This window comes from Cognatiluteimonas weifangensis (genome assembly GCF_003416885.1).
GTDB lineage: Bacteria > Pseudomonadota > Gammaproteobacteria > Xanthomonadales > Xanthomonadaceae > Cognatiluteimonas > Cognatiluteimonas weifangensis.
Window position 1 is genome coordinate 94,027 of sequence record NZ_QVPD01000001.1, and the last position, 24,920, is coordinate 118,946.

The window sequence follows — 24,920 nt, forward strand, 5'->3', positions numbered from 1 at the left end:
CCGCGCTGTCCCTGCCCGCAGTCGCCGTGCGTTATCCCTGGCGCACGCGGCGGACGCCGCGCCGGCGCCGCCCACATCGCGCCCGGCAGACCCCGCGCTGCGGTAGGCGAAGACGAGGCTCACGGTGTCTGCACCGGCGGCCACAGCAGCATCGCATCGCCGTAGGAAAAGAACCGGTAGCGCTCCCGCACGGCGTGTGCATAGGCGGCGAAGATCCGCTCCTGGCCGGCGAAGGCCGACACCAGCATCAGCAGGGTGCTTTCGGGCAGGTGGAAGTTGGTCAGCAGCGCGTCGACGCTGCGGATGCGGTAGCCGGGCCGGATGAAGATCGAGGTTTCGCCGGCAAAGGGCTGCAGTTCGCCCTCGCGCAGGGCCGACTCCAGCGCCCGCACCACGGTGGTCCCGACCGCGACCACGCGGCCGCCGCGCGCGCGGGTACGGCGCACCTGCGCCACCAGCGACGCGTCGACGCGCAGCCATTCGCTGTGCATGTGGTGCGCGTCCAGGTCCTCGACCCGCACCGGCTGGAAAGTGCCGGCGCCCACGTGCAGGGTGAGCTGGCCGGTCTCCACGCCGCGCGCGCGCAGGGCCTGCAGCAGCGGCGCGTCGAAGTGCAGGCCCGCGGTCGGCGCCGCGACCGCGCCCGGCTCGCGCGCGAACACGGTCTGGTAGCGGGCGTCGTCGGCGGCGTCCGGATCGCGGTGGATGTAGGGCGGAAGCGGCAGTCGGCCGGCGTGCCGCAGCCAGGCCTCCAGCGGCTCGTCGACCTCGAAACGCAGGCGGTAGAACTCGCCGTCGCGCCCCAGCACCCGCGCCTGCGCGCCGGCCTCCAGCACGATCGTGCTGCCGGCCGCGGGCGGCTTGCTGGCGCGGATCTGCGCCCGCGCCTGGTCGCCGTCCAGCAGCCGCTCGATCAGGATCTCCACCCGGCCACCGCTGGCCTTGTGCCCGAACAGCCGCGCGCGGATCACCCGGGTGTCGTTGAACACCAGCAGGTCGCCGGGCCGCAGCAGCTGCGGCAGCTCGGCGATGCCGTGGTCGGCGAACGCCGCCGGCGCCGGCGGCACCAGCAGCAGGCGGCTGGCCGAGCGCTCGGGCAACGGGGCCTGCGCGATCAGTTCCGGCGGCAGGTCGTAGTGGAAGTCGGATTTCTTCAAGGATGCCTCAGCGTTCGAACTTGGTCGACAGCACCAGCGAGGAGGTCGTGCGTTCCACGCCCGGCAACGCGCCGATGCGGTCGGTCAGCAGGTCCATGTCGCCGACCGTCGGCACCACCGCCACCGCCACCAGGTCCCAGCTGCCGTTGACCGACTGCAGGCTGCGCACCTCCGGCATCGCCCGCAGCGCCTCGACCACGGCCGGCATCTGCTTGGGGTAGACGGTGAGCATGATCAGCGCACGGATGCGATCGCGGGCGAAGTCCTCGCCGATCCGCAGCGTGTAGCCGGCGATCACCCCCATCCGCTCCAGCCGCTCGATCCGGCTCTGCACGGTGGTCCGGGACAGCTGCAGGCGGCGCGCGATCTCGGCGGCCGGAGCGCGCGCATTCTCGCGCAGCAGCGACAGCAGGGCCTCGTCGGCGGGGGTCAAGGCCATTTGCCGGCTCCGGTACGTCGAATCGACGAAATCTACATCGATTATGCGCAAAACGCACCTGTTATTCGACGAAAACTTCCCGATAATAGGAAGATCGCCGCGACAGCCCGCGCTCGCGGCCCCCATCCAGACCCGAGGCCCGCCCATGTCCCTGCTCGACCAGCTCGCCCCGCTCCGCGCCCGTCACGGCAAGCGCCGCACCGAGGGGCTCGACGACGCCACCGTGCTGCGCTTCGGCGCCGGCCATCCCGACCTGGCCGCCGCCATCGCCGCGGCCGCGACCGAGTACGCCAGGATCCAGGCGGACTGCGCCGACCTGCTCGACCTCGACGAGGATGCGCAGGTGCAGGCGGTGCAGGCCGGCTTCGTCAACTTCTACCCGCAGGATGCGGTCAACCCCTACGTCGCGCTGGCCGCGCGCGGGCCGTGGATCGTCACCCTCAAGGGCGCGGTGCTGTACGACACCGGCGGCTACGGCATGCTCGGCCTGGGTCACGCGCCTCCGGCGGTGCTGGAGGCGATGGCCAGGCCGCAGGCGCTGGCCAACATCATGACTCCGAGCCTGTCGCAGCTGCGCTTCACCCGCGCGCTGCGCAAGGAAATCGGCCATGCCCGCAAGGACGGCTGCCCGTACGCGAAGTTCATGTGCCTGAACTCCGGCTCCGAGTCGGTGTCGCTGGCCGCGCGCATCGCCGACACCAACACCAAGCTGATGACCGACCCGGGCGCGAAGTACGCCGGGCGCAAGGTCAAGCGGCTGGTGGTCAAGGGCAGCTTCCACGGCCGCACCGACCGCCCGGCGCTGTATTCGGATTCCAGCCGCAAGACCTACCTGCAGTTCCTGGCCAGCTACCGTGGCGAGGACTCGGTGATCGCGATCGCACCCTACGACATCGACGCGCTGAAGCAGGTGTTCGCCGACGCCGAGAGCAACGGCTGGTTCATCGAGGCGATGTTCCTGGAGCCGGTGATGGGCGAAGGCGACCCGGGTCGCAGCGTGCCGGTGGCGTACTACGCCGCCGCGCGCGAGCTGACCAAGGCGCACGGGTCGCTGTTCCTGGTCGACTCGATCCAGGCCGGGCTGCGTGCCACCGGCGCCCTGTCGATCGTCGATTACCCCGGCTTCGAGGGCCAGGAAGCGCCGGACATGGAGACCTACTCCAAGGCGCTCAACGCCGGCCAGTACCCGCTGTCGGTGCTGGCCTGCAACGAGCGCGCCGCCGGCATCTACCAGCGCGGCACCTACGGCAACACCATGACCGCCAACCCGCGCGCGCTCGACGTCGCCTGCGCGGTGCTGGCGCAGCTGACCCCGGAACTGCGCGCCAACATCCGCGAACGCGGCAAGCAGGCGGTGGCCGGGCTGGAAGCGCTGAAAGCCGAACTCGGCGGCCTGATCACCAAGGTCCAGGGCACCGGCCTGCTGTTTTCCTGCGAGCTCGCTCCGCAGTTCAAGGGCTACGGCGCCGGCTCCAGCGAGGAATGGCTGCGCGAGCACGGCCTGGGCGTGATCCACGGCGGCGCCAATTCGCTGCGCTTCACCCCGCACTTCGACATGACCCAGGACGAGCTGGAACTGATGCTGGGACTGGTCAAGCGCGTGCTGCTGGAAGGTCCGCGCCAGCAGCAGTCCGCCGCCGCCTGACGCCCGCCGCCGCAGGGCAGGAAAAGGCCGGGCAACCGGCCTTTTTTGGTCTTCAAATCGGGGCGCAGGCCATCAATAGCCTGCACTCGGGAGATCGGCTTCGGAGGGAGTCGCCGCCCGACGGGCCGGCGGTGCTGCGCTCTCCTGACGACGTCCTGTCTTTAAGCCGGGACGCAAGCGCCATTGGTGGCCTGACCTTGGGGGATCGGCTTCGGACGGAGTCGCCGCCCGGCGGGCTGGGGGTGCTGCGCCCTCCTGACGACCTCCTGTCTTTAAGTCGGGTCGTGGGCCCTCCATGGTCCACTCTCCGCACCCCCAGCCCGCCGGCCGGCGACTTCGCGAGATTGGAGTTCCTCGCTTCGTGGGCTTTTCTACAAGCGCCAACTCACTTGCGAGAAGCCAGTGGCCCGGCCTGTGCGGGACCGTCGGCGGCATGGATGCCGCCGAGGAGCCTACAGGGACGTATTCACGGCGTGTCCCGCACAGGCCGGGCCACTGGCTTCCCCCCACGGAAGCTTCCGCACTTGAAGGGAAATCTACACGGCGAGTCCCGTACAGGCTGGGCCGCCGGCTTCCCCGCAAAGTTCCCGCACCCAGGTTTCATTGCGCCGCAGGGACGATCCCGCCCCGCAGCCACGGCCTGCCTGCCCGGACCCCGGGTTATCGCGGAGACGGCAAGGCCGGCACGCTCCCGAGCAGTGCATCCCCGGCCAGCACGAGTCCGGCCAACGCCATCGCCAGCAGCACCAGCCAGGTCAGGGCCGTACCCCAGAAGCGGCCGAAGGACGCGCCGGCGCTGCGCGACAGGCCGACGGCGTGCAACACCCGCGCCAGCAGCAAGGCGGCGCCGAACGCCCACAGCCACGGCGCCGCCAGCCCGCACAGTTCCAGCAGCGCCAGCAGCAGCAACGCCATCGGCACGTGCTCGATGAAGTTGCCGTGCACCCGGATCTTGCGCGCCAGCAACGCGTCGCCGCCATCGCCGAAACCGATCCGGTGGCCGTGGCGATGGCGCGAAATGCGCGCCAGCAGGACCAGCAGCAGCAACGCGTGCAGGGCGGCGAACAGCAACGTGATCCACGGCATGACGTTCCCCCGAAGCGGCAATCAGCGACCGCGCCGGCGCACGATCGCGGCCGCCAGCAGCAACACCAGCGCGCCGCCGGCCATCCACCGCCACGGCGCGCGCGCGGGCGCCGGTGCGGGCGCAGGCGGCGTCGCGGCGACCGCGGCCGGCAGCGCGTCCTCGCGCAACTGCCAGCGCCCCTCGCGCAGCACGATCCGATCCTGCAGCGGCGGCAAGCGCAATTCGCGCCAGTGGATGCGCAGGTCGCCGACCTGCGGGGCGAGCGGATTCTCGGCGCTGCCCAGGCCGTCGCCCTGCGGCTGGAAGGTCGCGGCCAGGTTGCCGGGCAGCGCGTTGAAACTGGGGCGGAATTCGCGCCACTGCCCCAGGCGCTCGAGCACCGATGCCTCCAGCGGCCGGCCGTCGACGGTGACCTTGCGCGCCAGCCAGCGCCGGCCCTGCAGCGGGAACGGCGGATTGTCGTGACCGGGGGCGAAGCCGGCCGAGTCCAGCGACCGCTCGCTCCAGCCGCGCGCATAGCCGCGCGCGGTCGCGTACCACTGGTACATCGCGACCCGGCGCTCCAGGCCGAAATGGCGCGCGACCACGCCGAAGTCCGGGTCGCGCACGCTCCGCTCCGGCTGCGGCGGCGCATCCGCGCGCGGCATGCCGGCGTCCGCTGCGGACGCCGTGTCCTGCGCCCGTGCGCTGGCCGCACAGCCGGCGCACAGCGCGAACGCCGCCGCCAGCCACCAGCCGCGCTTCATGCAGGCAAGGCCCGTGCGTGCAGCTCGGCGAGCTCGTGCGCGGTGCCGTAGCGGCCGCGCGCGTCGCAGGTCACCTGCGCCAGCGCGCAGCCCGGATCGTGGGTGAAGAACAGATGCACGTTGCGCGCCAGCTTGTCGGCCAGGAACTCGCGCTTCTCGTCGATCAGCAACTCGGCGTTGCGGTCGTAGCCCATGGTGATCGGCACGTGCACCCACGGCCGCCCCGGGATCAGGTCGGCGCAGAACACCACGCCACCGCGGGTTTGCCCCGGCGCGTGCCCGGGGCCGACGATTTCGGCCAGCATCAACCCGGGGGTGTGGCCGTCGCTGTAGTGGAAGCGCACGGCGTGGCCGAGCGTTTGCGAATACGTGTCGTCCACGATCTCCAGGCGGCCGCTTTGCTGCAGCAACGCCGGCAGTTCCGGAATGAAGCTGGCGCGATCGCGCGGATGCGGCGCGCGCGCGCGATCCCAGCAGCCGGCGCTGACCAGGAAGGTCGCGTTGGGGAACAGCAGCCGCGGCGGTTCGCCCTCCCGCCACGGCGCCAGCAGGCCGCCGGCGTGGTCGAAGTGCAGGTGCGAAAGCACCACCACGTCGATGTCCTCGTGGCCGTAGCCGGCCGCGCGCAGCGACTCCAGCAGTACGTGCCGGTCCTCCTGCACCCCGTAGCGCTCGCGCAGTTTCGGCTCGAAGAAGGCGCCGATACCGGTCTCGAACAGCACCGTCTTGCCGGCCAGCGGGCTGGCGAGCAGCGCGCGGCAGGCCAGATCGATGCGGTTGGCGGCGTCGGGCGGGGACCATTTCTCCCACACCGCGCGCGGCGCGTTGCCGTACATCGCCCCGCCGTCGAGCTTCTGCGAATTGCCCAGGATCGACCAGAGTTTCATGGGCCGATTCTATCGCTTGCGCTATCGCGCCGGCGCCTGCGGCTGGACCCGGGCCGAGCCGACTGGGTTGCGCGGATCGCTGCCGCCCGACAGCGTGTTGTCGCTCCGGTCCCAGGCCACCGTCTGCAGGTTGCCCCAGGGGCCTTCGGCCGCATTCACGGTGTGGCCCATCGCCTGCAGTGCCTGCACCGTGGCGGCGTCGAGCGCGCCGGCCTCGGCGGAGATCACGTCCGGCCACCACTGGTGGTGGATGCGCGGCAGCGCGGCGACCTGCTGCGCGCCCAGTCCGGCGTCGTAACCGAGGATGCCCAGCAGCACCTCGGTGATGATGCGGCTGCCGCCGGGCGCGCCGAGCGCCGCGATCTTGTCGGGTGAGGCCATGATCGTCGGCGTCATCGAGCTGAGCATGCGCTTGCCCGGCGCCGGCGCGTTGGCGGCGAAACCCATCACCCCGAAGGCGTTGGGCGTGCCCGGCTTGAGCGCGAAGTCGTCCATCTCGTCGTTGAGCAGCACGCCGGTCCCCGGCGCGACCAGGCCCGAGCCGTACAGCAGGTTGACCGTCTGCGTCGCCGAGACGATGTTGCCCTCGGCGTCGATGATCGAGAAGTGCGTCGTCTCCTCGTCCTCCAGCGGCGCCGGCTGCCCGGGCAGCAGCGCGCTGGGGGTGGCCTTGTCCGGGTGGATGGTGGCGCGCAAGCCGGCGGCGTAGTCGGCGCTGGTCAGGCGCGCCAGCGGCATCGTCACGAAGTCCGGATCGCCGAGGTAGATGGTGCGGTCGCGGTAGGCGCGGCGCATGGCCTCGACCAGGATGTGCACGCGATGGGCGGGATCGAGCTGTGCCAGGTCCCAGCCGGCGGCGATCTGCAGGATCTGCGCCAGCGCCACCCCGCCGGAGGACGGCGGCGGCGCGGTGGTGATGTCCCAGTCGCGGTATCTGAAGCGCAGCGGTTCGCGCGTGCGCACCCGATAGGCGGCCAGTTCCGCCGCGGTCCACCGGCCGCCCTCGGCGTTGACCGCGGCGACGAGCCGATCGGCCACGTCGCCGCGATAGAAGCCGTCGAACCCGCGCTCGGCGAGCAGTTCCAGGGTGCGTGCCAGGTCGGGTTGGCGCAGCGTCTCGCCGACCTGCGGCGGATCGCCGTCGGCCAGGAACACCGCGCGCGTGCCGGGATAGCGCTCCATCACCGTGCGCCGCGCGGCGTACCCCTTCTCCAGTCGCGCATACACAGGGAAACCTTCGCGCGCGATGCGGATCGCCGGCGCCAGCGTGCGGCGCAGCGGCAGCCGGCCGTAGTGCCCGGCCAGTTCCACCAGCGCCGCCGGCAAGCCGGGGATGCCGGCCGACCAGGGGCCGTTCTGCGCGCGATCGGGATCGAGGTCACCGTCGCGATCGAGGTAGGCGGCCGGCGTCGCCGCTTCCGGCGCGGTCTCGCGCGCATCCAGGAACACGTCCTTGCCCGACTGCGCGTCGTGCAGCAGGAAGAAGCCGCCACCGCCCAAGCCCGAGCTGATCGGTTCCACCACCGACAGCACCGCCGACACCGTGACCGCGGCATCGAAGGCATTGCCGCCGGCGCGCAGGGTGGCCAGGCCGGCGTCGGTGGCCAGTGCATGGCCACTGGCGATCGCCGCGCCGGGCGGATGCGTGGCCGGGGCGGCGTGTTGCCGTTGCGCCGCCAGCCCCGGCGCGAACGCCAGCAGCAGCAATGCCAGGCCCCAGCTCGCGTTGCGGTGGCTCCCGCAGCGGGTCTTCATGCCCCGCCCACGGATGGGAAGGTCACGGTTCGGGTGATTTTCAACGCCATGCCGACACGATACCGCGACGCGGCCGCCGTTGCCCGCGGCGGCGGGCCGGCGACGACGGGGAAGGCGTGCCCGCGGCTCCCCGCGGACACGCACGCAAGCCCGGGTCAGGCGCAGGTCACTGCTTGCTGGTATCGATGAACACGTAATCGACGCCGGCCGGGGCGAGCGCGGCCTTGACTCGCTCGTTGTCGGCGGGCTGGCCGATGAACAGCACGCGCACGTTCTTCATCGAATCGGCCGGCACTCCGTCGAACGCGGCGATCACCAGGTCGGCCATCTTCGCCGAGGCCGGCGAGCCGTAGGCCAGCAGGTTGCCGGCGATGATGCCGCGGGCAACGTCGGCTTGCGCCTTTTCCAGCAGGCGGTCGTACTGGTCCTGGAAGTCCGGCGTGGCCTCGCCCGGCAGCCAGTACACGTAGGGCTGGTTGGCGATGCCGGCCATGTTGCGCGGCACGACGTCGTTGAGATAGTCCACCCAGGCCTGGCGGTCGTCGGTGGTCGGCGCGCTCATCGGCGCCTTGACCGCGGCTTGCGGCGCCTCGGCCTTCTTGCATGCCGCGAACGGCAACACCAGCAAGGCGATCAGGATCAAGCGGGTCATGGTTTTCATACGTCTCCCCCAAGGAGTCGAGTCATGCGACAGTGCGCTGCCATTCGGCCTGCAGCGCTTGGGCCACCGCCGGCGGCACGAACGCCGAAACATCGCCGCCCAGGCGGGAGATTTCGCGCACCAGCGAAGAAGAAATGAATCCGTATTCCTCGGCCGGGGTCAGGAACAGCGTCTCCACGTCCGGGATCAGGTGGCGGTTCATGCTCGCCAGCTGGAATTCGTATTCGAAATCCGACACCGCGCGCAGACCGCGCAGCAGCACTCCGGCGCCGACGTCGCGGACGAAGTGCGCCAGCAGGCTGTTGAAGCCGCGGACCTCGACGTTGGCGTAGGCCGCCAGGGCGTTGCGCGCCAGTTCCACCCGCAGCGCCAGCGACAGCGCCGGACCCTTGCCGTGGCTCTCGGCGACGCCGACCACCAGGCGCTCGAACAGCGGCGAGGCGCGGTCGACCAGGTCGACGTGCCCGTTCGTGATCGGATCGAACGTGCCGGGATAGACCGCGATGCGGGTGCTGGCCACGCTCATTGGGTCGCTGCATCGGCGTTGGGATCGGCGGCCAGTGTAGCAGCGGCCGCCGGAGGCCGCTGCACCCGCCGGTACAGGGTGTAGCGCACCTCGCGGGTGCTGCCGGCGCGATGCGCCGACCAGTCGGCACCGGGCACGGGGGCCGCCGCCAGCGGCGCCTCCAGGTACAGCCAGGCGTCGACGGCCAGCCACGGCGGCAGCAAGGCCAGCGCCGCGTCCCAGAGCCCGGCGGCGAACGGCGGGTCGAGGAATACCACGTCGAAACGCCCGTGCGCGGGCGCGCGCAGCCAGGCCAGCGCGTCCGCGCGCACGACTTGCGCCTGGGCGCCGGCCTGCAGCCGCGTCACCGTATCGCGCAGCGTGGCGGCCAGGCGCGGGTCGCGTTCCACCAGCAGCGCTTCGCGCGCGCCGCGCGACAGCGCCTCCAGCCCGAGCGCACCGCTGCCGGCGAACAGGTCCAGCACCCGCGCGCCCGGCAGCTTCGGTTGCAGCCAGTTGAACAGGGTCTCGCGCACGCGGTCGGAGCTCGGCCGCAGCCCCGCCGCGTCGGCCACCGCCAGGCGCGTGCCGCGCCAGCGACCGCCGATGATGCGCACGGCGCCGGGCGGGCCGTTGTCGCGGCGCCGGCTCATCGGGTCTGCACGGAGGGCGGTGCTACCATGCGCGCCATTCTGCGCGATGGTCCCCACGATGGTGAGTTTTTTCCGCCGCAAGAAGACCGGCGCGGCGGCACCCGCCGCGGACGCGGCCGGCGACGACCGCGGACGCAAGGACGGTCCCGGCTATTCGATCGAGGAACTCGCGGCCGTTTTTCCCGCCGCCGCAGAGCCGACGCCGGGCGCTGCCGCCGGTCCGCCCCCCGCGCTTGAGGCCGCCGACCCCGGCGCCGGCAACCGCACGCACGATGCCGCGCCGGCCACGGACGCGCCCCGCGAGAGCGCCGGCGCTGCGCACGGCCCGGCGGCGCCGGCCACGCCCGGCCCCACGGGCTGGCGCGAGCGCCTGCGCGGCAGCGGCTTCGCGCGCAGCCTCGGCGGCCTGTTCTCGCGCCATCCGAAGCTCGACGAGGCCCTGCTCGAGGAGATCGAGACCGCGCTGCTGACTGCCGACGTCGGCGTCGGCGCGACTTCGCAGCTGGTCGAGGGCCTGCGCAAGCGCATGCAGGCGCGCGAGTTCGCCGATTCCGCCGCGCTGCTGGCGGCCTTGCGCGCGGACCTGGTCGCGCTGCTGGCACCGGTCGCGGTGCCGCTGCGGATCGATCCGGCGGCCAGACCTTTCGTGCTGCTCGCGGTCGGCGTCAACGGCGTCGGCAAGACCACCACCATCGGCAAGCTGGCGCGTCGCTTCAAGGACGAAGGCCGCTCGCTGATGCTGGCCGCCGGCGACACCTTCCGCGCCGCCGCGGTTGCGCAGTTGCAGGCCTGGGGCGAGCGCAACGGCGTGCCGGTGATCGCCCAGGGACAGAATGCCGACGCCGCCTCGGTCGCCTTCGACGCCTTGCAGGCGGCGCAGGCGCGCGGCGTCGAGGTGCTGATCGCCGACACCGCCGGTCGCCTGCACACGCAGCAGGGGCTGATGGCCGAACTGGGCAAGATCCGCCGCGTGCTCGGCAAGCTCGACCCGGCCGCACCGCACGAAGTGCTGATGGTGATCGACGGCACCACCGGCCAGAACGCGCTGTCGCAGCTGCGCCAGTTCCACGCCGCGGTCGGCGTCACCGGGCTGGTCGTCACCAAGCTCGACGGCACCGCCAAGGGCGGCGTGGTGTTCGCGCTGGCACGCGAGTTCGGCATCCCGATCCGCTACGCCGGCATCGGCGAGCGCCCGGAGGATCTGCGCGTATTCGATGCGCAGGCCTTCGTCGACGCGCTGCTGCCCGAGTCGCTCGGCGGCTGACGCCGGGCCCGCGCGCGGCATGAGCACCGGCACCGACCCCGGTCTGCCAACGTCGCGTCGCCGCGCGCGCATTGTCCTCGGCGTCGCCCTGGCGTTGCTGACGCTGGGGCTGGCGCTGCGTTTCGCCCTGCAGCCGCAGCGCGCGACCGGGTTTCTGCTCGCGCGCGCCGGCGCTGCGCTGGGGCTGGAGATCACCGCCGCGGGCCGCGCCGAATACCGCCTGCGCGGCACGCCGCAACTGGTGCTGCGCGAGGTCGTGGTGCGCGAACCCGGCGCGGCGACGCCGCTGCTGCGCGCCGAACGCATCTTCGTGTCGCTGCCGTGGTCGACGCTGCGCGCCCGCGGCGCGGTGCTCGCCGCCACCCGGCTGGAGCTCGATGCGCCGGTGCTCGACCTGCCCGCGCTGCGGCACTGGCTGGCGACGCGGCCGCCGACGGAGAAGAAACTGCCCACGCTCAGCGCCGGCCTGCGCATCCGCGACGGCAGCCTGCGCAACGACGCTGCCGGCGGCGGTGGCTGGCGCATCGACCGCATCCAGGTCGATCTGCCGCGGCTGATCGCCGAGCGGCCGTTGCAAGCGCGCCTGCGCGGCCGCTACCTGGCGCCGCCGCTGGCAATGCCGCTGGACCTGGCGCTGGCGATCGCGCGCCCCGATGCGCTGCTGCAGGCGCGCGTCACCGGTGCCGCCATCGCCGGACGGGTTACCGTCGTGCACGGCAACGACTGGCGGTTGCCGGCCACGGTGACCTTCTCCGGCCCGCTGGTCCTCGCCGGGGACGGGCTGCGAATCGCGCCGGCACGCCTGGGCGTGGCGGCGATCTACGCCTCCGGCGCCACCCGGCTGCCGTTCGCGTTCGACACGCACGGCCCGCTGCGGTTCGAGCGGGCGACGTGGACGTTGGCGCCGGTCGCAGTGACGCTGCGTCCGCGCGGCGGGGATGCGGCCGCTGCGGTCCCGACCCTGGACGCGCGCGGCCAGCTCGTGCTGGGACAACGCCTGCAACTGCGGCTGCACGGCACGCTGGCGGACTGGCCGCGGTCCTGGCCGGCGCTGCCGCCGCCGCTGGCGCAATCGCGCGCGCCGCTGCCGCTCGCGCTCGATTACGCCGGTGCGCCGGATCTTTCGGCCGTCGTCGCGCTGCGGCTGCAACGCGACGCCACCCGTTTCGACGGCCGTTTCCGCCTGCGCGAAGTCGGTGCCTGGGCCGCGGCGGACGCGGCATCGCCGCTGCCGCCGCTGGACGGCACGCTGCGTACGCCGCGGCTCGACATCGCCGGCGCGCGCCTGGACGGCGTGGAAATCACCTTCGACGACCCCGGCGTGCCCGATGCCGGGCCGTGACGCAGAACCGGCCGCCGGCACTGTCGCGCCGCGGCTGCTGGCCTGGTTCGACCGTTGCGGCCGCCACGACCTGCCGTGGCAGCGGCCGCGCACGCCCTACCGCGTGTGGCTGTCGGAAATCATGCTGCAGCAGACCCAGGTGCGGGTGGTCGTGCCCTACTTCGAGCGCTTCGTGGCCGCGCTGCCGGACATCGCCGCGCTGGCGGCGGCGCCGCTGGACACGGTGCTGGCGCTGTGGTCGGGCCTGGGCTACTACGCCCGCGCCCGCAACCTGCACGCGGCCGCGCAACGCTGCATGCAGGACCACGGCGGCGAACTGCCGCGCGACCTCGCCGCGCTGACCGCCCTGCCCGGCATCGGCCGCAGCACCGCCGGCGCGATCCTGGCGCAGGCCTGGGGTGAGCGTTTCCCGATCCTGGACGGCAACGTCAAGCGCGTGCTCGCGCGCTACCACGGCATCGCCGGCTGGCCGGGGGCACCCGCAGTCGAGAAACGCCTGTGGGCGCTCGCCGAAACGCATCTCCCCGCGCAGCGCCTGGCCGACTACACCCAGGCGCAGATGGATTTCGGCGCGACCCTGTGCACGCGTTTCGAGCCGGCCTGCGGGCAATGTCCGCTACGGGACGACTGCGTCGCCTTGCGCGAGGGCCGGATCGCCGAACTGCCGACGCCCAAACCGGGCAAGCCGCTGCCCGAGCGCAGCGTCGTGGTCGTGCTGGCGCGCGACCGCGACGGCCGCGTGCTGCTGCAGCGGCGCCCGCCCGTCGGCGTGTGGGCGGCGCTGTGGTCGCTGCCGCAAGCCACCGATCACGCCCTGGCGCGCGCGTGGTTCGCCGCCCACCTGCGCGGCGACCACGAGGCCGGCGAGGCGCTGACCGCGATCGACCACGGCTTCACCCACTACCGCCTGCGGCTGCACCCGCTGCAGTGGCGCGCGGTGGCCCTGCGCGCACGGGTAGCGGACAATGACGACTTGCGTTGGGTCGCGCGTGCCGAACTGGCGACGCTCGGCATCCCCGCCCCGATCCGCACCCTGCTCGAGACCACATTTCCGGAGCGCAGTCCATGAGTCGCAGCGTCTTCTGCGAATACCAGCAACGCCAGGCCGAAGGCCTGGATTTCGTGCCCTGGCCGGGGGAACTCGGCAAGCGCGTGTTCGCGCACATCGGCAAGCCGGCCTGGGCGGCCTGGCTGGCGCACCAGACCATGCTGATCAACGAAAACCGGCTGTCGCCGCTGGATCCGGAACACCGCGCCTTCCTCGAAGGCGAGATGCAGAAGTTCCTGTTCGCCGGCGGCGCCGACAAGCCGCCCGGCTACGTGCCGCCGGCGGACTGACGCGCGCGGTTTATTCCGCCGCGCGCTGCGCCGCGCGCACCGCGGCGATGTCGACCCGGCGGATCTCCTCGATCCGGCAGCTGGCCGGCGACTCGGCCGTACGGATGCGGTCGAAGCCGGCGCTCAGGCGCCCGGTCTGGGCACTGATCAGGATCGTCGGCGAGGCCCCGCCCCAGTCCAGGCACGGCCCGGAGATGCGCAGCAGCCAGACCTCGCTGGGACGCATGGTCAGCAGCAGGTGCTGGTCGTCGACCTTGTCCCAGCCGACCGGGTTGCTGTAGCGGATGTCGCGCACCGGCGCGCCGGCGTGGCTGCTGTAGAGCGCGAGCTTGTCGGCCTCGCTCATGCGCCCGGTCGAGGCGCAGGCGGCAAGCGAGAGCAGCAGCACGATTGCGAAAGGCAGACTGCGCATGGCGGTGACCTCGAAGTCGCAGGGGTGACCGTATCTTGCGCCGCGGCGCGGGCGCCGGAGGCGCCGGGCCGATCCCCGTTCAGCCGGCATCCGGCTTGCCCCGCGCGCCCCGCCTCCGTATCATCGCGCCCTCGCAGATGCGGGCTTCGCGGCATCCGCCGGCCCGGTCTCCGGGCAGAGCGGGGGTTGCACCGGCCGGGTAGCTCAGTTGGTAGAGCAGGGGATTGAAAATCCCCGTGTCGGGGGTTCGATTCCCTCCCCGGCCACCATTTCGGTGGCGGCATCACGGATCAGCAACGCCCCGCCAGGCCCGGCCGTGCGGGGCGTTCGTTTTCCGGACTCCGCCTGCAGATGCGGGCGCCGGCAGACATCGGTCATCGGACCCGAGGGACATCACCATGCAGGTACCAAGCGGATTCACCACCGGATTGCTGATCGAATCCGCCGCCGAGGGCAGGATCGCCGTCGGCTTCGCCAAGGATGGCGTGCTGATGGGCGATTTCACCCTGTCGCCGCTGGACGTCGCCAACATGGCCGCCGCACTGCTGGCCGCCTCCAAGGACGGCGCGGACAAGCTGCCCGCGCGCGACGGCGAGACCCAGGACTCCGGCGCGCTGGTGCTGCCGTCCTCGTTCTCGCTCGGCCCCGGCATGATGCCCGGCCAGGAGGCGCTGATCCTGTCGTTCGGGCAATCGCACCTCGCCTTCTCCATGCCGCAGGCGACGATGCAGTCGCTGGGCGAAAGCATGGTCATGCTCGCTACCCGCAACCGCGCGCAGTAATCCGCGCATGCGCGGCGCGCCCCGGCGTACCGCCGCGGGCGCAGTGTATGCTCGCCGGCAACTTCATCGCGGGACGATCGGCATGAAACGACTGGCGATGGCGGGCGTGCTGCTGCCGCTGCTGTGGCTGGGCGCCTGCAACAGCAGCGGCCCGGTGCGGCGCGTGTCGGAACCCGCGGCTAGCATCCAGCAGCTCAGCGTGCGCGCCGACGGCAGCTGGTCGGTGGACCTGCGCATCGACAATTTCAGCAGCATGCCGATGCGCTTCGACGGCATCAGCCTGGCGGTCAGCGTCGGCGACCAGCCGGCCGGCACCCTGCAGGGGCAGCCTGCGCTGTCGATCGGGCCGGAAACCGCGGACGTCGCCACCCTGGCGCTGGTCCCCGCCGCCGGCGCGAAAATCCTGATCGCCGACGCGCTGGCGGCGGGCCGCAGCATCGGCTACCGCCTGCAGGGCAGCCTCACGGCCGCGCCGCAGGACGCCGGCGCGCGGACCTTCCGGATCGAGCGCGACAACACCCTGAGCCCGGTCCCGGGGCTGCCGGGCGTGCTGCGCTGAGCGCGCCGGCCGGCACCCGAGCAAAAGCTCGACGCCGGAGTTGCACCCTCGATCCGACTCCCTCCTTCCCGGGTTTGCCATGAGCAGCTACCGCGCGCCGCTGTCCGACATGCGTTTCGTCCTGTTCGACGTGCTCGGCGCCGAGGCGCTGTTCGCGCGGCTGGGCTTCACCGACGCCACCCGCGACATCGTCGACGCGGTGCTGGAGGAAGGCGCGCGTTTCACCGAAACCGTGCTGGCGCCGCTCAACCGCGGCGGCGACGCGACCGGCTGCAGCTACGATCCCGCCACCGGCACGGTGACCACGCCGCCGGGCTTCAAGGAGGCCTACGCACAGTACGTCGACGGCGGCTGGGCCGGACTGGTGTCGCCGGTCGAACTGGGCGGCCAGGGACTGCCGCAGGCCGCCGGCGTGCCGCTGAAGGAAATGATCGACGCCGCCAACCTGGCCTGGGGCAATTTCCCGCTGCTCTCGCACGGCGCCACCGAGGCGCTGCTGCACCATGGCGCGCCGTGGCAGCAGGAAGCGTTCCTCAAGCCGATCATTGCCGGCCGCTGGACCGGCACCATGTGCCTGACCGAGCCGCAGTGCGGCACCGACCTGGGCCTGCTCAAGACCCGCGCCGAACCGCAGCCAGACGGCAGCCACGCGATCACCGGCACCAAGATCTTCATCACCGCCGGCGAGCACGACTTCACCGACAACATCGTGCACCTGGTGCTGGCGCGGCTGCCGGACGCGCCGGCCGGCAGCAAGGGCATCTCGCTGTTCATCGTGCCCAAGACCAAGGTCGGCCGCGACGGCGCGATGGGCGCACGCAACGCCGTGCGCTGCGGCGCGCTGGAACACAAGATGGGCATCCACGGTTCGGCCACCTGCGTGATGAATTTCGACGGCGCGCAGGGCTGGCTGATCGGCGCGCCGAACAAGGGCCTGGCCGCCATGTTCACCATGATGAACACCGCCCGGCTCGCGGTCGGCCTGCAAGGCCTGGGGCTGGCGGACCGCGCCTGGCAGAACGCACTGCGCTACGCCCGCGAGCGCCTGCAGATGCGCGCGCTGTCGGGGGCCAAGTTCCCCGACAAGCCGGCCGACCCGATCATCGTCCACCCCGACGTGCGCCGCATGCTGCTGACGCAGAAGGCGCTGGTCGAGGGCGGACGCGCGCTCGGCTACCACGCCGCCTTGCTGGTGGACATCGTCGGCCACGGCGCCGATGCCGCGGAGCGCGAACAGGCCGACGCCCTGCTCGGCTTCCTGACCCCGATCGTCAAGGCCTGCCTGACCGAATGGGGCGTGGAATGCACCTACCACGCGCTGCAGTGCTTCGGCGGCCACGGCTACATCGCCGAGCACGGCATGGAACAGCTCGCCCGCGACGCGCGCATCACCACCCTGTACGAAGGCACCACCGGGATCCAGGCGCTGGACCTGATGGGCCGCAAGATCATGCAGTCGCAGGGTGCCGGGCTGCGCGTGTTCCTGCAGATGATCGAGGACTTCTGCCGGGCCAACGCCGGCAGTCCCGCGCTGGCGGAATTCGTCGAGCCGCTGCGCGCCAAGGCCGCCGAATGGCAGGCCCTGACCATGACCATCGGCCAGCGCGCCGTGGCCGATGCCGACGAGGTCGGCGCCGCGGCCTACGACTACCTGTTCTATTCGGGCTACGTCGCGCTCGCCTACTGGTGGGCGCGCAGCGTCGCCGCGGCCGACGCATCCGCGCATCCGGAGGCTTTCAAGGACGCCAAGCGCCAGACCGCGCGCTTCTACTTCGCGCGGCTGCTGCCGCGCACCCTCGCCCACAAGGCCGCGATCGAGAGCGGCGGCGGCAGCCTGCTGGCACTGGAAGCCGACCGTTTCGATGCCTGAACCGGCGGCTGGACGCGCGCCTACAAAACCCCGGCAAACGGGTATAAGCTGAATTTCCGATGGAGACCGACAGAGCGATTGGCCCGGTTGACCCCGGCACGTACGCCAACGGATCCCCTGCGGATCCCGGCGCCGACTCCGCCGCCGTCGCGGTTGCCGACGCCGCCGCGCCGCCGATCCGGCTGGACGCGGTGCGCCTGCTCTCGCTCGATGCCCATGGCCGCGTGCTCGACTGGATGAGCTGGCAGGACGCGGCCTGCCTGTACGTACGCGGCGCGGTGGCCTGGACCCTGGGCGACCCGTGCCTGCAGGTGCACGGCGGCACCAGCCGCGCCACCGGGACGCAGAGCGTGCTGCAACTGCACCCGATCATCGCTGCACGCAGCCACGCCCGCGCGCAGGCGCTGGATCCCACGCCGGCCCTGACCAACGCCGCGCTGTTCGCACGCGATCAGCAGTTGTGCCTGTACTGCGGCCGCGAGTACAGCCGCCAGCAACTGACCCGCGACCATGTCCTGCCGCTGTCGCAAGGCGGGCGCGACATCTGGGAAAACGTGGTCGCCGCCTGCTTCCACTGCAACTCGCGCAAGGGCGGCCGCACCCCGCAGCAGGCGTCGATGCCGCTGCTCGCGGTGCCGTACCGGCCGAGCTGGATCGAGCACCTGATCCTGAGCAATCGCAACATTCTGGCGGACCAGATGGCCTTCCTCAGAAGCCACTTGCCGCGGCGCAGCCGCCGCTTCAACTGAAAATCCGCCGCAATCCGGGCGACGCGCGGCGTGGCGCGGCCGCCGGCACGACGTTTGCGGCGTGACCGCCGTCACTGCGACGCGCCCGTTTCGGCGGTCCTTGCCCCGACGCCCTCGCATCCGGACTGCCGTCGCGCGCGTGCCAGGCGCAAGCCGCTATCCGCCGCAACCGCGGCCATGCAAGCTACACTCGAGTTTTCCTCACGGACCGCGACGATGTCCCTGACCCTCGGCCTGACCGGCATGGATCCGGCCACCGAAACCGAACTCAAGGCCGCCTTCGAGCAAGCCAATGCGCGCCTGGGCGGGCGCTGGCAGCTGCTGCCGGAAACCGAGGCCACCCACGTCATCGTCGACCTGGACAGCATGTACGGGCCGATGAGCTGGCTGCGGCTGCACGCAGCCGGCAAGTGCGTGATCGGGATGACCCAGGCGACGCGCACGCAGACCGATTTCCGCCTGGCGCGCCCGTTCGACGTGGACAGCGTGGCAGCGCTGCTGCAGGCGGTCGCGGGCGGCGCCGACAGCGGCCCGCAGGGCGCAACACCCGCGCCGCCGGCAACCGCCGCCGGCGTTGCCGACGACCGGGCCAGGCCGGCCGGCATGGCGGCCGCGCCCGTGCCCGAGGACGAACTGCCCGAAGAGCACCCGCAGCCGGTCGACGAGGAAGCCGCCGCGCCCGGTCCGGCGCCCGGGCACCCGGCCTCGGCCGAGGCCGGCACGCTGACGCAGGCCACGATCGCCCCGGCCGCGCCGCGCGCGCACGCCTTCGCCGACTGGCTGGCTCCGGGGGCACTCTCGGGTCGGGTGCGCTATCGCCACGGCGCCGGGCCGGTCCTGTGGATCGATGCGGACAGCCACCAGTACCACGGGCCGACGGCGCTGAAACCGCTGACCGATTATTTCGATGGCCTCGTCGCCGAGGCGGACTTCGAAGCCGTCGACGCCGCCATCTGGGCGCGCGAGACAGCCGCGCTGGGCCCGGCGCAACCGCTGGCGCGCCTGCAGTGGTTCGGCGGCCTGCTCGCCGGCAAGGGCGCGCTGCTCCCGGGCTTCGACCCCGCCGGCCGTTACAAGCTGAGCAAGTGGCCGCAGACCGAGCGCGAATTCCCCAAGCATTTCCGCATCGCCACCGCGATGATGAAAGGGCCGGCGACGCTCGAGGAAATCGTCGCCGCCAGCGGCGTGGCGCTGCCGGAGGTGGCCGACTTCGTCAACGCCAACCTCGCCACCGGTTACGCGGAGTCCGCGGCGGAACCGGCCCCGGAACCGACCGAACCGCAGGGCCGCGGCGGCCTGTTCGGGCGGCTGCGCGGAAAATAACCGCGCCGTCCGCCACGCGGGGCCCGGATCGCCTTGCCCCCCCGCCGTCGCGGGGGCGAAAATGCCCGCATGATCGACTCCCCACTGATCGACGCGACCCGCTACCCGCATCTGTCGCGCATCGATACCCCCGCCGACCTGCGCCGCTTCGACGAAGCCGAGCTGCCGGCCATCGCCGCGGAGCTGCGCGCCTACCTGATCGAGTCGGTCGGCAGGAGCGGCGGCCATTTCGGCGCCGGGCTGGGCGTGATCGAGCTGACCACGGCGCTGCACTATGTCTACGACACGCCCGAGGACCGCCTGGTCTGGGACGTCGGCCACCAGTGCTACCCGCACAAGATCCTCACCGGGCGCCGCGACCGCATCCACACCGTCAAGCAGAAGGACGGCATCGCGCCGTTCCCCAAGCGCGAGGAAAGCCGCTACGACACCTTCGGCGTCGGCCATTCCTCGACCTCGATCTCGGCCGCGCTGGGCATGGCGATCGCTAATCAGCGCGCGGCCGCCGCGGGCGCCGCCGCGCCGCGCAAGATCGTGGCGGTGATCGGCGACGGCGCGATGACCGCCGGCATGGCGTTCGAGGCGCTCAACCACGCCGGCGGCCTGGAGCCGGAAGCGGACCTGCTGGTGATCCTCAACGACAACCGGATGTCGATCTCCGAGAACGTCGGCGGCCTGACCAAGATGCTCGGCCGCATGACCGGCAGCCGCACCCTCAACGCGATCCGCGAAGGCGGCAAGAAACTGCTCGGCGACAAGAACAAGCCGACCGCGAAATTCGTGCGTCGCTGGGAGGAACACTGGAAAGGCATGTTCGTGCCGTCCACGCTGTTCGAGGAGATGGGTTTCCACTACACCGGGCCGGTCGACGGCCACGACATCCGCGCCCTGGTCGCCGCGCTGAAGCTGCAGCGCACGCTCAAGGGTCCACAGCTGCTGCACGTCATCACCACCAAGGGCAAGGGCTACGAGCTGGCCGAGGACGACCAGATCGGCTACCACGCCGTCTCGCCGTTCGACCCGTCCACCGGCGTGGTCAGCAAGCCGGGCGCGGCGAAGAAACCGACCTATACCGACGTGTTCGGCGACTGGCTCTGCGACATGGCGGCCAGCGACCCGACGCTGATGGGCATCACCCCGGCGATGCGCGAAGGCTCCGGCCTGGTGCGCTTCAGCCAGCAATACCCGGAACGCTACTTCGACGTCGCCATCGCCGAGCAGCATGCGGTGACGCTGGCCGCCGGCATGGCCTGCGAAGGCGCCAAGCCGGTGGTCGCCATCTATTCGACCTTCCTGCAGCGCGGCTACGACCAGCTGGTGCACGATGTGGCGATCCAGAACCTGGACGTGCTGCTGGCGATCGATCGCGGCGGCGTGGTCGGCCCCGACGGCGCCACCCATGCCGGCAACCTCGACCTGTCGTACCTGCGCTGCGTGCCCAACCTGGTGGTGATGGCGCCGGCCGACGAGAACGAATGCCGGCAACTGCTGTCGACCGGGTTCGCGTACCCCGGCCCGGCCGCGGTGCGCTACCCGCGCGGGACCGGGCCCGGGGTCGCGGTGCAACCGGCGCTGGAGACGCTGCCGATCGGCAAGGCGCAGTTGCGTCGGCGCGGCACCCGCATCGCGCTGCTGGGCTTCGGCGCGATCGTGGCGGCGGCCGAACAGGTGGGGGCGGAACTGGGGCTGACGGTGGCCAACATGCGCTTCGTCAAGCCGCTGGATCGCGAGCTGCTGCTGGAGCTGGCGAAAACCCACGAGGGTCTGGTCACGCTCGAGGACAACGTGGTCGCCGGCGGCGCCGGCAGCGGCGTGGCCGAGCTGCTGGCGGCCGAGGGCCTCGCGCTGCCGATCCTGCACCTGGGCCTGCCCGATGCATTCCAGCACCACGCCAGCCGCGAGCAGTTGCTGGCGGAAGCCGGCCTGGACGCGGCCGGGATCCGCACCGCGCTGCTGGCGCGCTGGCCGCAACTGGCCCGACCGCCGCGGCAGGTGTCCGCGGGCTGAGGCCGGCGGCCGTTACCGCGACAGCAGTTCGCCGAAGCCGGCGGCCTTGACCCAGTGCCCGTCGCCGCCATCGACCAGAACCTCGGTGGCGACCTGCTGCTGCTCCCACAGCACGCGCGCGGCCTGCGTGGCCGCCGCGACCGCGGCGCCGCGGTCGGGATAATCCGGGCCCTCCGGGGCCGCGCGGCAGCGCACCTCCCAGTGGTCGGCGACGGCGGAAACGAAGTACATGACGGGCCGCATGCGCCGACGGTAGCAAATCTTCCGGCTCGCGACCGTGTCGAGGGCCGGCGTGCCGGCGCACGAAAAACGCCCGGCAAGCCGGGCGTCTTCCTGGCGGCCCGGGAGCCGGGCGCGCCGTGTTTTGGTCGGGGTAGCCGGATTTGAACCGACGACCACTTGTCCCCCAGACAAGTGCGCTACCAGGCTGCGCTATACCCCGACGGGGCCGCGATTATAGCCCACGGCGACGCGGGTGCAGCGTCCGGCGGTTACCGGCGCAGCAGCCGCAGGACTTCCTCGAGCTCCATGCGTACCGCGCCAGGTGGAAATCGGCTTGAGACGCCTTCCCGACGCGCCGCCGCGCGTGATGGAACGCACATCCCGGGTTCTACCGGCGCAGCAACTGCAGGACTTCCTCGAGCTCCATGCGTACCTGTCGCACGATCTGCGTGCTGAGCGCGGACTCCTGCCTGGCGCCCTCGCCTTCCAGTCGCAGGCGCGCGCCGCCGATGGTGTAACCCTGCTCGTACAGCAGGCCGCGGATCTGACGCACCATCAGCACGTCGTGGCGCTGGTAGTAGCGGCGGTTGCCGCGGCGCTTGACCGGCTTCAGCGACGGGAATTCGGTCTCCCAGTAGCGCAGCACGTGCGGCTTGACGTCGCACAGCTCGCTGACCTCGCCGATGGTGAAGTAGCGCTTGGCCGGGATCGGCGGCAGTTCGCGGTTGCTGCCCGGGTCAAGCATGCTTCACCCCGGCATAGGCCTCGACCCGCTCCTTGAGCTTCTGCCCCGGGCGGAAGGTCACCACAGTGCGCGCGCTGATCGGGATTTCCTCGCCGGTCTTGGGGTTGCGCCCCGGGCGCTGGTTCTTGCGCCGCAGGTCGAAATTGCCGAACCCGGACAGCTTGACCTGGCGCCCCTGCTGCAGCGCGCCGCGCAGCACGTCGAAGAACGCATCGACGAATTCCTTCGCCTCGCGCTTGTTCAGGCCGACGTCCTCGTACAGGCGTTCGGCCATTTCCGCCTTGGTCAATGCCATCTCGTCCCCCTGTGAACGAAGTGGAATGTCCGGCCACGGACGCAACGGCATGCGCGCGCGCAGGCGCTCATGCCCGGATCGCCGCGCCGTGGTCGTGCTGCAGGGCGGCGGTCACGGCCGCCACGACCGCTTCCACGTCGCGCTCGGTCAATGTGCGGGATTCATCCTGCAGAATCAAGCCCATAGCGAGACTCTTGAAACCCGATTCCACGCCCTTGCCGGCGTAACGGTCGAACAGCCGCAGCTCGCGCAGGACCGGGCCCGCGGCCGCCTGCACGCTGGCCGCCACCGCCGCCCACGGCACCGCCTCGGCGACCACGAACGCAAGGTCGCGACGCACGGATGGGTACCGGGACAGCGCCCGCGCCCGCGGCAGCGGCCGCGCCAGCAGCGGCTCCAGGTCGAGTTCGAACGCGACCACGTCCGCGTCCAGCCCCAGCGCCTGCTGCAGGCGCGGATGCAGCTGGCCGATCCAGCCCAGCGGAGTCGCGCCGCCGTCCGGCGCCAGGCGCAGCACGTCCGCGGAGCGGCCGGGATGGCCCCAGGAGCGTTGCGACGGCCGGTAGGCGAGCCGCGCGCCGCTGAGCGCGGCCAGGCTCTCCAGGTCGCCCTTGAGGTCGTGGAAATCCACGCCCCGCGCGGGCAGGCCCCACTGCTCGGCCGCCGCGCCGCCGCAGGCGGCCAGCGCCACCCGCAGCGTCTCCACCGGCGCCGCCTGCGGATCCGGATTCGCGAACACCTTGCCCAGCTCGAACAGGCGCACCCGCGTCTGCTGGCGCGCGAGGTTGCGCGCCAGCGCGGCGACCAGGCCCGGCAACAGCTGCGTGCGCATCACGCCGAGTTCGGCGCTGAGCGGATTGGCCAGCGGCACCGCTCCCGCCGCAGCGTCCCACGTCGCCAGCAGGCCGGCATCGACAAAGGCGTAGTTGATCGCCTCCAGGGCATCGCGCGCCGCCAGCTGCCGGCGCAGGCCCGCCTCGTCCACGCGGGTTTCGCTGGGCGCGGCCATGCGCAGGCTGCCGGCAGGCAGGGTCGCCGGAATCGCGTCGTAACCGTGGATGCGGGCGACCTCCTCGATCAGGTCCTCCTCGATGGCCAGGTCGAAACGGCGCGAGGGCGGCGTCACCTGCCAGCCCTCGGCGTCGGCGACCACCGCCAGCCCGAGCGCGCGCAGGATGCGCTCGACCTGCGCATCGGCGATGGCCGTGCCGAGCACCCGCGCCAGGCGCGCACGGCGCAGGTGCAATGGCTGCGGCGCCGGCAGGTGTTCGGGCAGCAGCGCCTCGACCACCGGGCCGGGCGCACCGCCGGCGATCTCGACGATCAGGCGGGTGGCGTATTCGATCGCGGTGCGCGGCAGCTCCGGGTCCACGCCGCGCTCGAAGCGGTGGGAAGCGTCGGTGTGCAGGCCGAGCCGGCGGCCGCGGCCGATGATCGCGGCCGGCGCGAAATGCGCGGCCTCGAGGAACACGTTCCGGGTCGCCTCGGTCACGCGCGTGTCGTAGCCGCCCATCAGCCCGGCCAGGGCGACCGGGCGGTCGGCGTCGGTCACCACCAGGAAGCCATCGTCGAGCGCGGCGTCGCGGCCATCCAGCAGTTTCAGCGCCTCGCCCGCGCGTGCCCGGCGCACGCCGATGGGGCCGTGCAGCAGGTCGCGGTCGAAGGCGTGCATCGGCTGCCCCAGTTCCAGCATCACGTACTGGGTGACGTCCACCAGCAGGCTCACCGGGCGCACGCCGCTGCGGCGCAGGCGCTCGGCCATCCACACCGGCGTCGCGCGGGTGGCGTCCACGCCTTCGATCACGCGTCCCAGGTAGCGCGGCGCATCGGCGCCCGCGTGCAGTTCCACCGGCAGCGCGGCGGCGTGCCGGACCGGCTGCGGTGCGGCGTCGAACGGCAACACCTCGGTGCCGAGCGCCGCGGCGACGTCGTAGGCGATCCCGCGCACGCTGAAGCAGTCGCCGCGATTGGGGGTCAGGCCCAGCTCGAACACGGTGTCGGGCAGACCGAGATAGTCGGCGAGCGGGGTGCCGGGCGGCGCGTCGGCGGGCAGTTCCAGCAACCCGGACGCATCGGCGTCCAGCCCCAGCTCCCGCGCCGAGCACAGCATGCCGTTGGACGCCACCCCGCGCAGGGTCGCCGCCTGGATGGCGTGCCCGCCGACCTGCGCGCCGATGGTCGCCAGCGGCGCAACCAATCCCGGGCGCGCGTTCGGCGCGCCGCAGACGATCTGCAGCGGCGCGCCGCCGGCGTCGACCGTGCACACTTGCAGGCGGTCGGCCTCCGGGTGCCTGGCGCAGTCGACGATGCGCGCGACCACGACGCCGTCCAGCGCCGCCCCGGGCTGCTCCACGCCCTCGACCTCCAGTCCGATCATCGTCAGCCGGCGCTCCAGCGCGGCGCTGTCGACATCGATGGCGACGTGCTGTCGCAGCCAGTTTTCCGAGAGTTTCATCTGCAGGGTTTTCCGGTTCCAC

The 24,920-nt window shown here is 72.1% G+C and carries 24 protein-coding genes, 2 tRNA genes and 1 pseudogene; 12 read left to right on the forward strand and 15 right to left on the reverse strand.

Annotated elements, in window-relative coordinates; translation table 11 throughout:
- Nucleotides 1-119 precede the first annotated feature (119 nt).
- Nucleotides 120-1,157: a tRNA preQ1(34) S-adenosylmethionine ribosyltransferase-isomerase QueA gene (gene queA / locus D0Y53_RS00410; RefSeq protein WP_117201146.1), complete on the reverse strand. Its 1,038-nt coding sequence runs from the start codon at nucleotides 1,155-1,157 to the stop codon at nucleotides 120-122.
- A gap of 7 nt (nucleotides 1,158-1,164) precedes the next feature.
- Complete coding sequence (locus tag D0Y53_RS00415) at nucleotides 1,165-1,596, reverse strand: Lrp/AsnC family transcriptional regulator (protein ID WP_117201147.1); 432 nt, start codon at nucleotides 1,594-1,596, stop codon at nucleotides 1,165-1,167.
- A 145-nt stretch (nucleotides 1,597-1,741) separates the two neighbouring features.
- On the opposite strand from D0Y53_RS00415, the gene D0Y53_RS00420 reads away from it, so the two are divergent.
- Entirely contained in the window at nucleotides 1,742-3,241 is a 1,500-nt protein-coding gene (locus D0Y53_RS00420) for an aminotransferase class III-fold pyridoxal phosphate-dependent enzyme (protein ID WP_117201148.1), read from the forward strand.
- A gap of 660 nt (nucleotides 3,242-3,901) precedes the next feature.
- Here the strand turns inward: D0Y53_RS00420 and D0Y53_RS00425 are convergent.
- The 7 genes from D0Y53_RS00425 to rsmD form a co-directional block, all read right to left on the reverse strand.
- Nucleotides 3,902-4,327, reverse strand: a complete 426-nt coding sequence (locus D0Y53_RS00425; RefSeq protein WP_117201149.1) for an MAPEG family protein — start codon at nucleotides 4,325-4,327, stop codon at nucleotides 3,902-3,904.
- A 21-nt stretch (nucleotides 4,328-4,348) separates the two neighbouring features.
- Complete coding sequence (locus tag D0Y53_RS00430) at nucleotides 4,349-5,074, reverse strand: TMEM43 family protein (RefSeq protein WP_117201150.1); 726 nt, start codon at nucleotides 5,072-5,074, stop codon at nucleotides 4,349-4,351.
- Nucleotides 5,071-5,961 carry an MBL fold metallo-hydrolase gene (locus D0Y53_RS00435; RefSeq protein ID WP_117201151.1) on the reverse strand — a complete coding sequence of 297 codons (891 nt, stop codon included), beginning with the start codon at nucleotides 5,959-5,961 and terminating at the stop codon, nucleotides 5,071-5,073. The genes D0Y53_RS00430 and D0Y53_RS00435 overlap by 4 nt, the downstream gene beginning before the upstream one ends.
- Nucleotides 5,962-5,982: 21 nt before the next feature.
- Complete coding sequence (ggt, locus tag D0Y53_RS00440) at nucleotides 5,983-7,716, reverse strand: gamma-glutamyltransferase (RefSeq protein ID WP_117201152.1); 1,734 nt, start codon at nucleotides 7,714-7,716, stop codon at nucleotides 5,983-5,985.
- Between the two features lie 166 nt (nucleotides 7,717-7,882).
- Complete coding sequence (locus tag D0Y53_RS00445) at nucleotides 7,883-8,368, reverse strand: hypothetical protein (protein WP_233511571.1); 486 nt, start codon at nucleotides 8,366-8,368, stop codon at nucleotides 7,883-7,885.
- Nucleotides 8,369-8,399: 31 nt separating this feature from the next.
- Nucleotides 8,400-8,903 carry a pantetheine-phosphate adenylyltransferase gene (gene coaD / locus D0Y53_RS00450; protein WP_117201154.1) on the reverse strand — a complete coding sequence of 168 codons (504 nt, stop codon included), beginning with the start codon at nucleotides 8,901-8,903 and terminating at the stop codon, nucleotides 8,400-8,402.
- Nucleotides 8,900-9,535: a 16S rRNA (guanine(966)-N(2))-methyltransferase RsmD gene (rsmD, locus tag D0Y53_RS00455; RefSeq protein ID WP_117201155.1), complete on the reverse strand. Its 636-nt coding sequence runs from the start codon at nucleotides 9,533-9,535 to the stop codon at nucleotides 8,900-8,902. The genes coaD and rsmD overlap by 4 nt, the downstream gene beginning before the upstream one ends.
- Nucleotides 9,536-9,860: 325 nt before the next feature.
- Here rsmD and ftsY point away from each other — a divergent pair.
- The 4 genes and pseudogenes from ftsY to D0Y53_RS00475 form a co-directional block, all read left to right on the forward strand.
- Nucleotides 9,861-10,799: pseudogene (gene ftsY / locus D0Y53_RS00460) on the forward strand (signal recognition particle-docking protein FtsY); the annotation flags it as partial.
- A 19-nt stretch (nucleotides 10,800-10,818) separates the two neighbouring features.
- Complete coding sequence (locus D0Y53_RS00465) at nucleotides 10,819-12,141, forward strand: AsmA family protein (protein WP_117201156.1); 1,323 nt, start codon at nucleotides 10,819-10,821, stop codon at nucleotides 12,139-12,141.
- A complete protein-coding gene (gene mutY / locus D0Y53_RS00470) occupies nucleotides 12,128-13,210 on the forward strand; it encodes an A/G-specific adenine glycosylase (protein WP_117201157.1) in 1,083 nt (360 codons plus the stop codon). Before D0Y53_RS00465 ends, mutY begins: the two co-directional genes overlap by 14 nt.
- The gene (locus D0Y53_RS00475; RefSeq protein ID WP_117201158.1) at nucleotides 13,207-13,479 is read left to right on the forward strand and encodes an oxidative damage protection protein; all 273 of its coding nucleotides are present in this window, start codon (nucleotides 13,207-13,209) and stop codon (nucleotides 13,477-13,479) included. The genes mutY and D0Y53_RS00475 overlap by 4 nt, the downstream gene beginning before the upstream one ends.
- A 10-nt stretch (nucleotides 13,480-13,489) precedes the next feature.
- Here D0Y53_RS00475 and D0Y53_RS00480 read toward each other — a convergent pair whose 3' ends face one another.
- Nucleotides 13,490-13,891 (reverse strand): DUF6491 family protein, encoded by a 402-nt coding sequence (locus tag D0Y53_RS00480; protein WP_117201159.1) that lies wholly within the window; start codon nucleotides 13,889-13,891, stop codon nucleotides 13,490-13,492.
- A gap of 193 nt (nucleotides 13,892-14,084) precedes the next feature.
- On the opposite strand from D0Y53_RS00480, the gene D0Y53_RS00485 reads away from it, so the two are divergent.
- The 7 genes from D0Y53_RS00485 (at nucleotide 14,085) to dxs (ending at nucleotide 21,181) form a co-directional block, all read left to right on the forward strand.
- A tRNA-Phe gene (locus D0Y53_RS00485) sits at nucleotides 14,085-14,160 on the forward strand.
- 129 nt (nucleotides 14,161-14,289) lie between these two features.
- Nucleotides 14,290-14,673, forward strand: coding sequence for a hypothetical protein (locus tag D0Y53_RS00490; protein ID WP_147318967.1), 384 nt, complete (start codon nucleotides 14,290-14,292; stop codon nucleotides 14,671-14,673).
- A gap of 82 nt (nucleotides 14,674-14,755) precedes the next feature.
- Nucleotides 14,756-15,232: an LEA/WHy family protein gene (locus tag D0Y53_RS00495; RefSeq protein ID WP_117201161.1), complete on the forward strand. Its 477-nt coding sequence runs from the start codon at nucleotides 14,756-14,758 to the stop codon at nucleotides 15,230-15,232.
- 79 nt (nucleotides 15,233-15,311) lie between these two features.
- Entirely contained in the window at nucleotides 15,312-17,102 is a 1,791-nt protein-coding gene (locus tag D0Y53_RS00500; RefSeq protein WP_117201162.1) for an acyl-CoA dehydrogenase C-terminal domain-containing protein, read from the forward strand.
- Between the two features lie 59 nt (nucleotides 17,103-17,161).
- Nucleotides 17,162-17,851 carry an HNH endonuclease gene (locus D0Y53_RS00505; RefSeq protein WP_117201163.1) on the forward strand — a complete coding sequence of 230 codons (690 nt, stop codon included), beginning with the start codon at nucleotides 17,162-17,164 and terminating at the stop codon, nucleotides 17,849-17,851.
- A 216-nt stretch (nucleotides 17,852-18,067) separates the two neighbouring features.
- On the forward strand, nucleotides 18,068-19,174 hold the full coding sequence (locus tag D0Y53_RS00510) for a hypothetical protein (RefSeq protein WP_117201164.1): 1,107 nt from the start codon (nucleotides 18,068-18,070) through the stop codon (nucleotides 19,172-19,174).
- Nucleotides 19,175-19,258: 84 nt separating this feature from the next.
- The gene (dxs, locus tag D0Y53_RS00515) at nucleotides 19,259-21,181 is read left to right on the forward strand and encodes a 1-deoxy-D-xylulose-5-phosphate synthase (protein WP_117201381.1); all 1,923 of its coding nucleotides are present in this window, start codon (nucleotides 19,259-19,261) and stop codon (nucleotides 21,179-21,181) included.
- Nucleotides 21,182-21,193: 12 nt separating this feature from the next.
- Here the strand turns inward: dxs and D0Y53_RS00520 are convergent, their stop codons facing one another.
- The 5 genes from D0Y53_RS00520 to pheT form a co-directional block, all read right to left on the reverse strand.
- Entirely contained in the window at nucleotides 21,194-21,424 is a 231-nt protein-coding gene (locus D0Y53_RS00520; RefSeq protein ID WP_147318968.1) for a hypothetical protein, read from the reverse strand.
- Between the two features lie 122 nt (nucleotides 21,425-21,546).
- Nucleotides 21,547-21,623, reverse strand: a tRNA-Pro gene (locus D0Y53_RS00525).
- A 168-nt stretch (nucleotides 21,624-21,791) separates the two neighbouring features.
- On the reverse strand, nucleotides 21,792-22,148 hold the full coding sequence (locus tag D0Y53_RS00530; RefSeq protein WP_117201166.1) for a MerR family transcriptional regulator: 357 nt from the start codon (nucleotides 22,146-22,148) through the stop codon (nucleotides 21,792-21,794).
- Nucleotides 22,141-22,443, reverse strand: coding sequence for an integration host factor subunit alpha (locus D0Y53_RS00535; RefSeq protein WP_117201167.1), 303 nt, complete (start codon nucleotides 22,441-22,443; stop codon nucleotides 22,141-22,143). The genes D0Y53_RS00530 and D0Y53_RS00535 overlap by 8 nt, the downstream gene beginning before the upstream one ends.
- A 67-nt stretch (nucleotides 22,444-22,510) precedes the next feature.
- On the reverse strand, nucleotides 22,511-24,898 hold the full coding sequence (gene pheT, locus D0Y53_RS00540; RefSeq protein ID WP_117201168.1) for a phenylalanine--tRNA ligase subunit beta: 2,388 nt from the start codon (nucleotides 24,896-24,898) through the stop codon (nucleotides 22,511-22,513).
- Between the last annotated feature and the right edge of the window lie 22 nt (nucleotides 24,899-24,920).

Bases quoted from the DNA above. Each gene is read 5' to 3' on its own strand.
- pheT (WP_117201168.1), bottom strand. From the start codon at position 24,898: ATGAAACTCTCGGAAAACTGGCTGCGACAGCACGTCGCCATCGATGTC.
- D0Y53_RS00465 (WP_117201156.1), top strand. From the start codon at position 10,819: ATGAGCACCGGCACCGACCCCGGTCTGCCAACGTCGCGTCGCCGCGCG.
- D0Y53_RS00420 (WP_117201148.1), top strand. From the start codon at position 1,742: ATGTCCCTGCTCGACCAGCTCGCCCCGCTCCGCGCCCGTCACGGCAAG.
- D0Y53_RS00435 (WP_117201151.1), bottom strand. From the start codon at position 5,961: ATGAAACTCTGGTCGATCCTGGGCAATTCGCAGAAGCTCGACGGCGGG.
- mutY (WP_117201157.1), top strand. From the start codon at position 12,128: ATGCCGGGCCGTGACGCAGAACCGGCCGCCGGCACTGTCGCGCCGCGG.
- D0Y53_RS00480 (WP_117201159.1), bottom strand. From the start codon at position 13,891: ATGCGCAGTCTGCCTTTCGCAATCGTGCTGCTGCTCTCGCTTGCCGCC.
- D0Y53_RS00530 (WP_117201166.1), bottom strand. From the start codon at position 22,148: ATGCTTGACCCGGGCAGCAACCGCGAACTGCCGCCGATCCCGGCCAAG.
- D0Y53_RS00415 (WP_117201147.1), bottom strand. From the start codon at position 1,596: ATGGCCTTGACCCCCGCCGACGAGGCCCTGCTGTCGCTGCTGCGCGAG.
- rsmD (WP_117201155.1), bottom strand. From the start codon at position 9,535: ATGAGCCGGCGCCGCGACAACGGCCCGCCCGGCGCCGTGCGCATCATC.
- D0Y53_RS00500 (WP_117201162.1), top strand. From the start codon at position 15,312: ATGAGCAGCTACCGCGCGCCGCTGTCCGACATGCGTTTCGTCCTGTTC.
- D0Y53_RS00510 (WP_117201164.1), top strand. From the start codon at position 18,068: ATGTCCCTGACCCTCGGCCTGACCGGCATGGATCCGGCCACCGAAACC.
- D0Y53_RS00490 (WP_147318967.1), top strand. From the start codon at position 14,290: ATGCAGGTACCAAGCGGATTCACCACCGGATTGCTGATCGAATCCGCC.
- D0Y53_RS00505 (WP_117201163.1), top strand. From the start codon at position 17,162: ATGGAGACCGACAGAGCGATTGGCCCGGTTGACCCCGGCACGTACGCC.
- D0Y53_RS00445 (WP_233511571.1), bottom strand. From the start codon at position 8,368: ATGACCCGCTTGATCCTGATCGCCTTGCTGGTGTTGCCGTTCGCGGCA.
- ggt (WP_117201152.1), bottom strand. From the start codon at position 7,716: ATGAAGACCCGCTGCGGGAGCCACCGCAACGCGAGCTGGGGCCTGGCA.
- D0Y53_RS00475 (WP_117201158.1), top strand. From the start codon at position 13,207: ATGAGTCGCAGCGTCTTCTGCGAATACCAGCAACGCCAGGCCGAAGGC.
- D0Y53_RS00520 (WP_147318968.1), bottom strand. From the start codon at position 21,424: ATGCGGCCCGTCATGTACTTCGTTTCCGCCGTCGCCGACCACTGGGAG.
- D0Y53_RS00425 (WP_117201149.1), bottom strand. From the start codon at position 4,327: ATGCCGTGGATCACGTTGCTGTTCGCCGCCCTGCACGCGTTGCTGCTG.
- coaD (WP_117201154.1), bottom strand. From the start codon at position 8,903: ATGAGCGTGGCCAGCACCCGCATCGCGGTCTATCCCGGCACGTTCGAT.
- D0Y53_RS00430 (WP_117201150.1), bottom strand. From the start codon at position 5,074: ATGAAGCGCGGCTGGTGGCTGGCGGCGGCGTTCGCGCTGTGCGCCGGC.
- D0Y53_RS00535 (WP_117201167.1), bottom strand. From the start codon at position 22,443: ATGGCATTGACCAAGGCGGAAATGGCCGAACGCCTGTACGAGGACGTC.
- D0Y53_RS00495 (WP_117201161.1), top strand. From the start codon at position 14,756: ATGAAACGACTGGCGATGGCGGGCGTGCTGCTGCCGCTGCTGTGGCTG.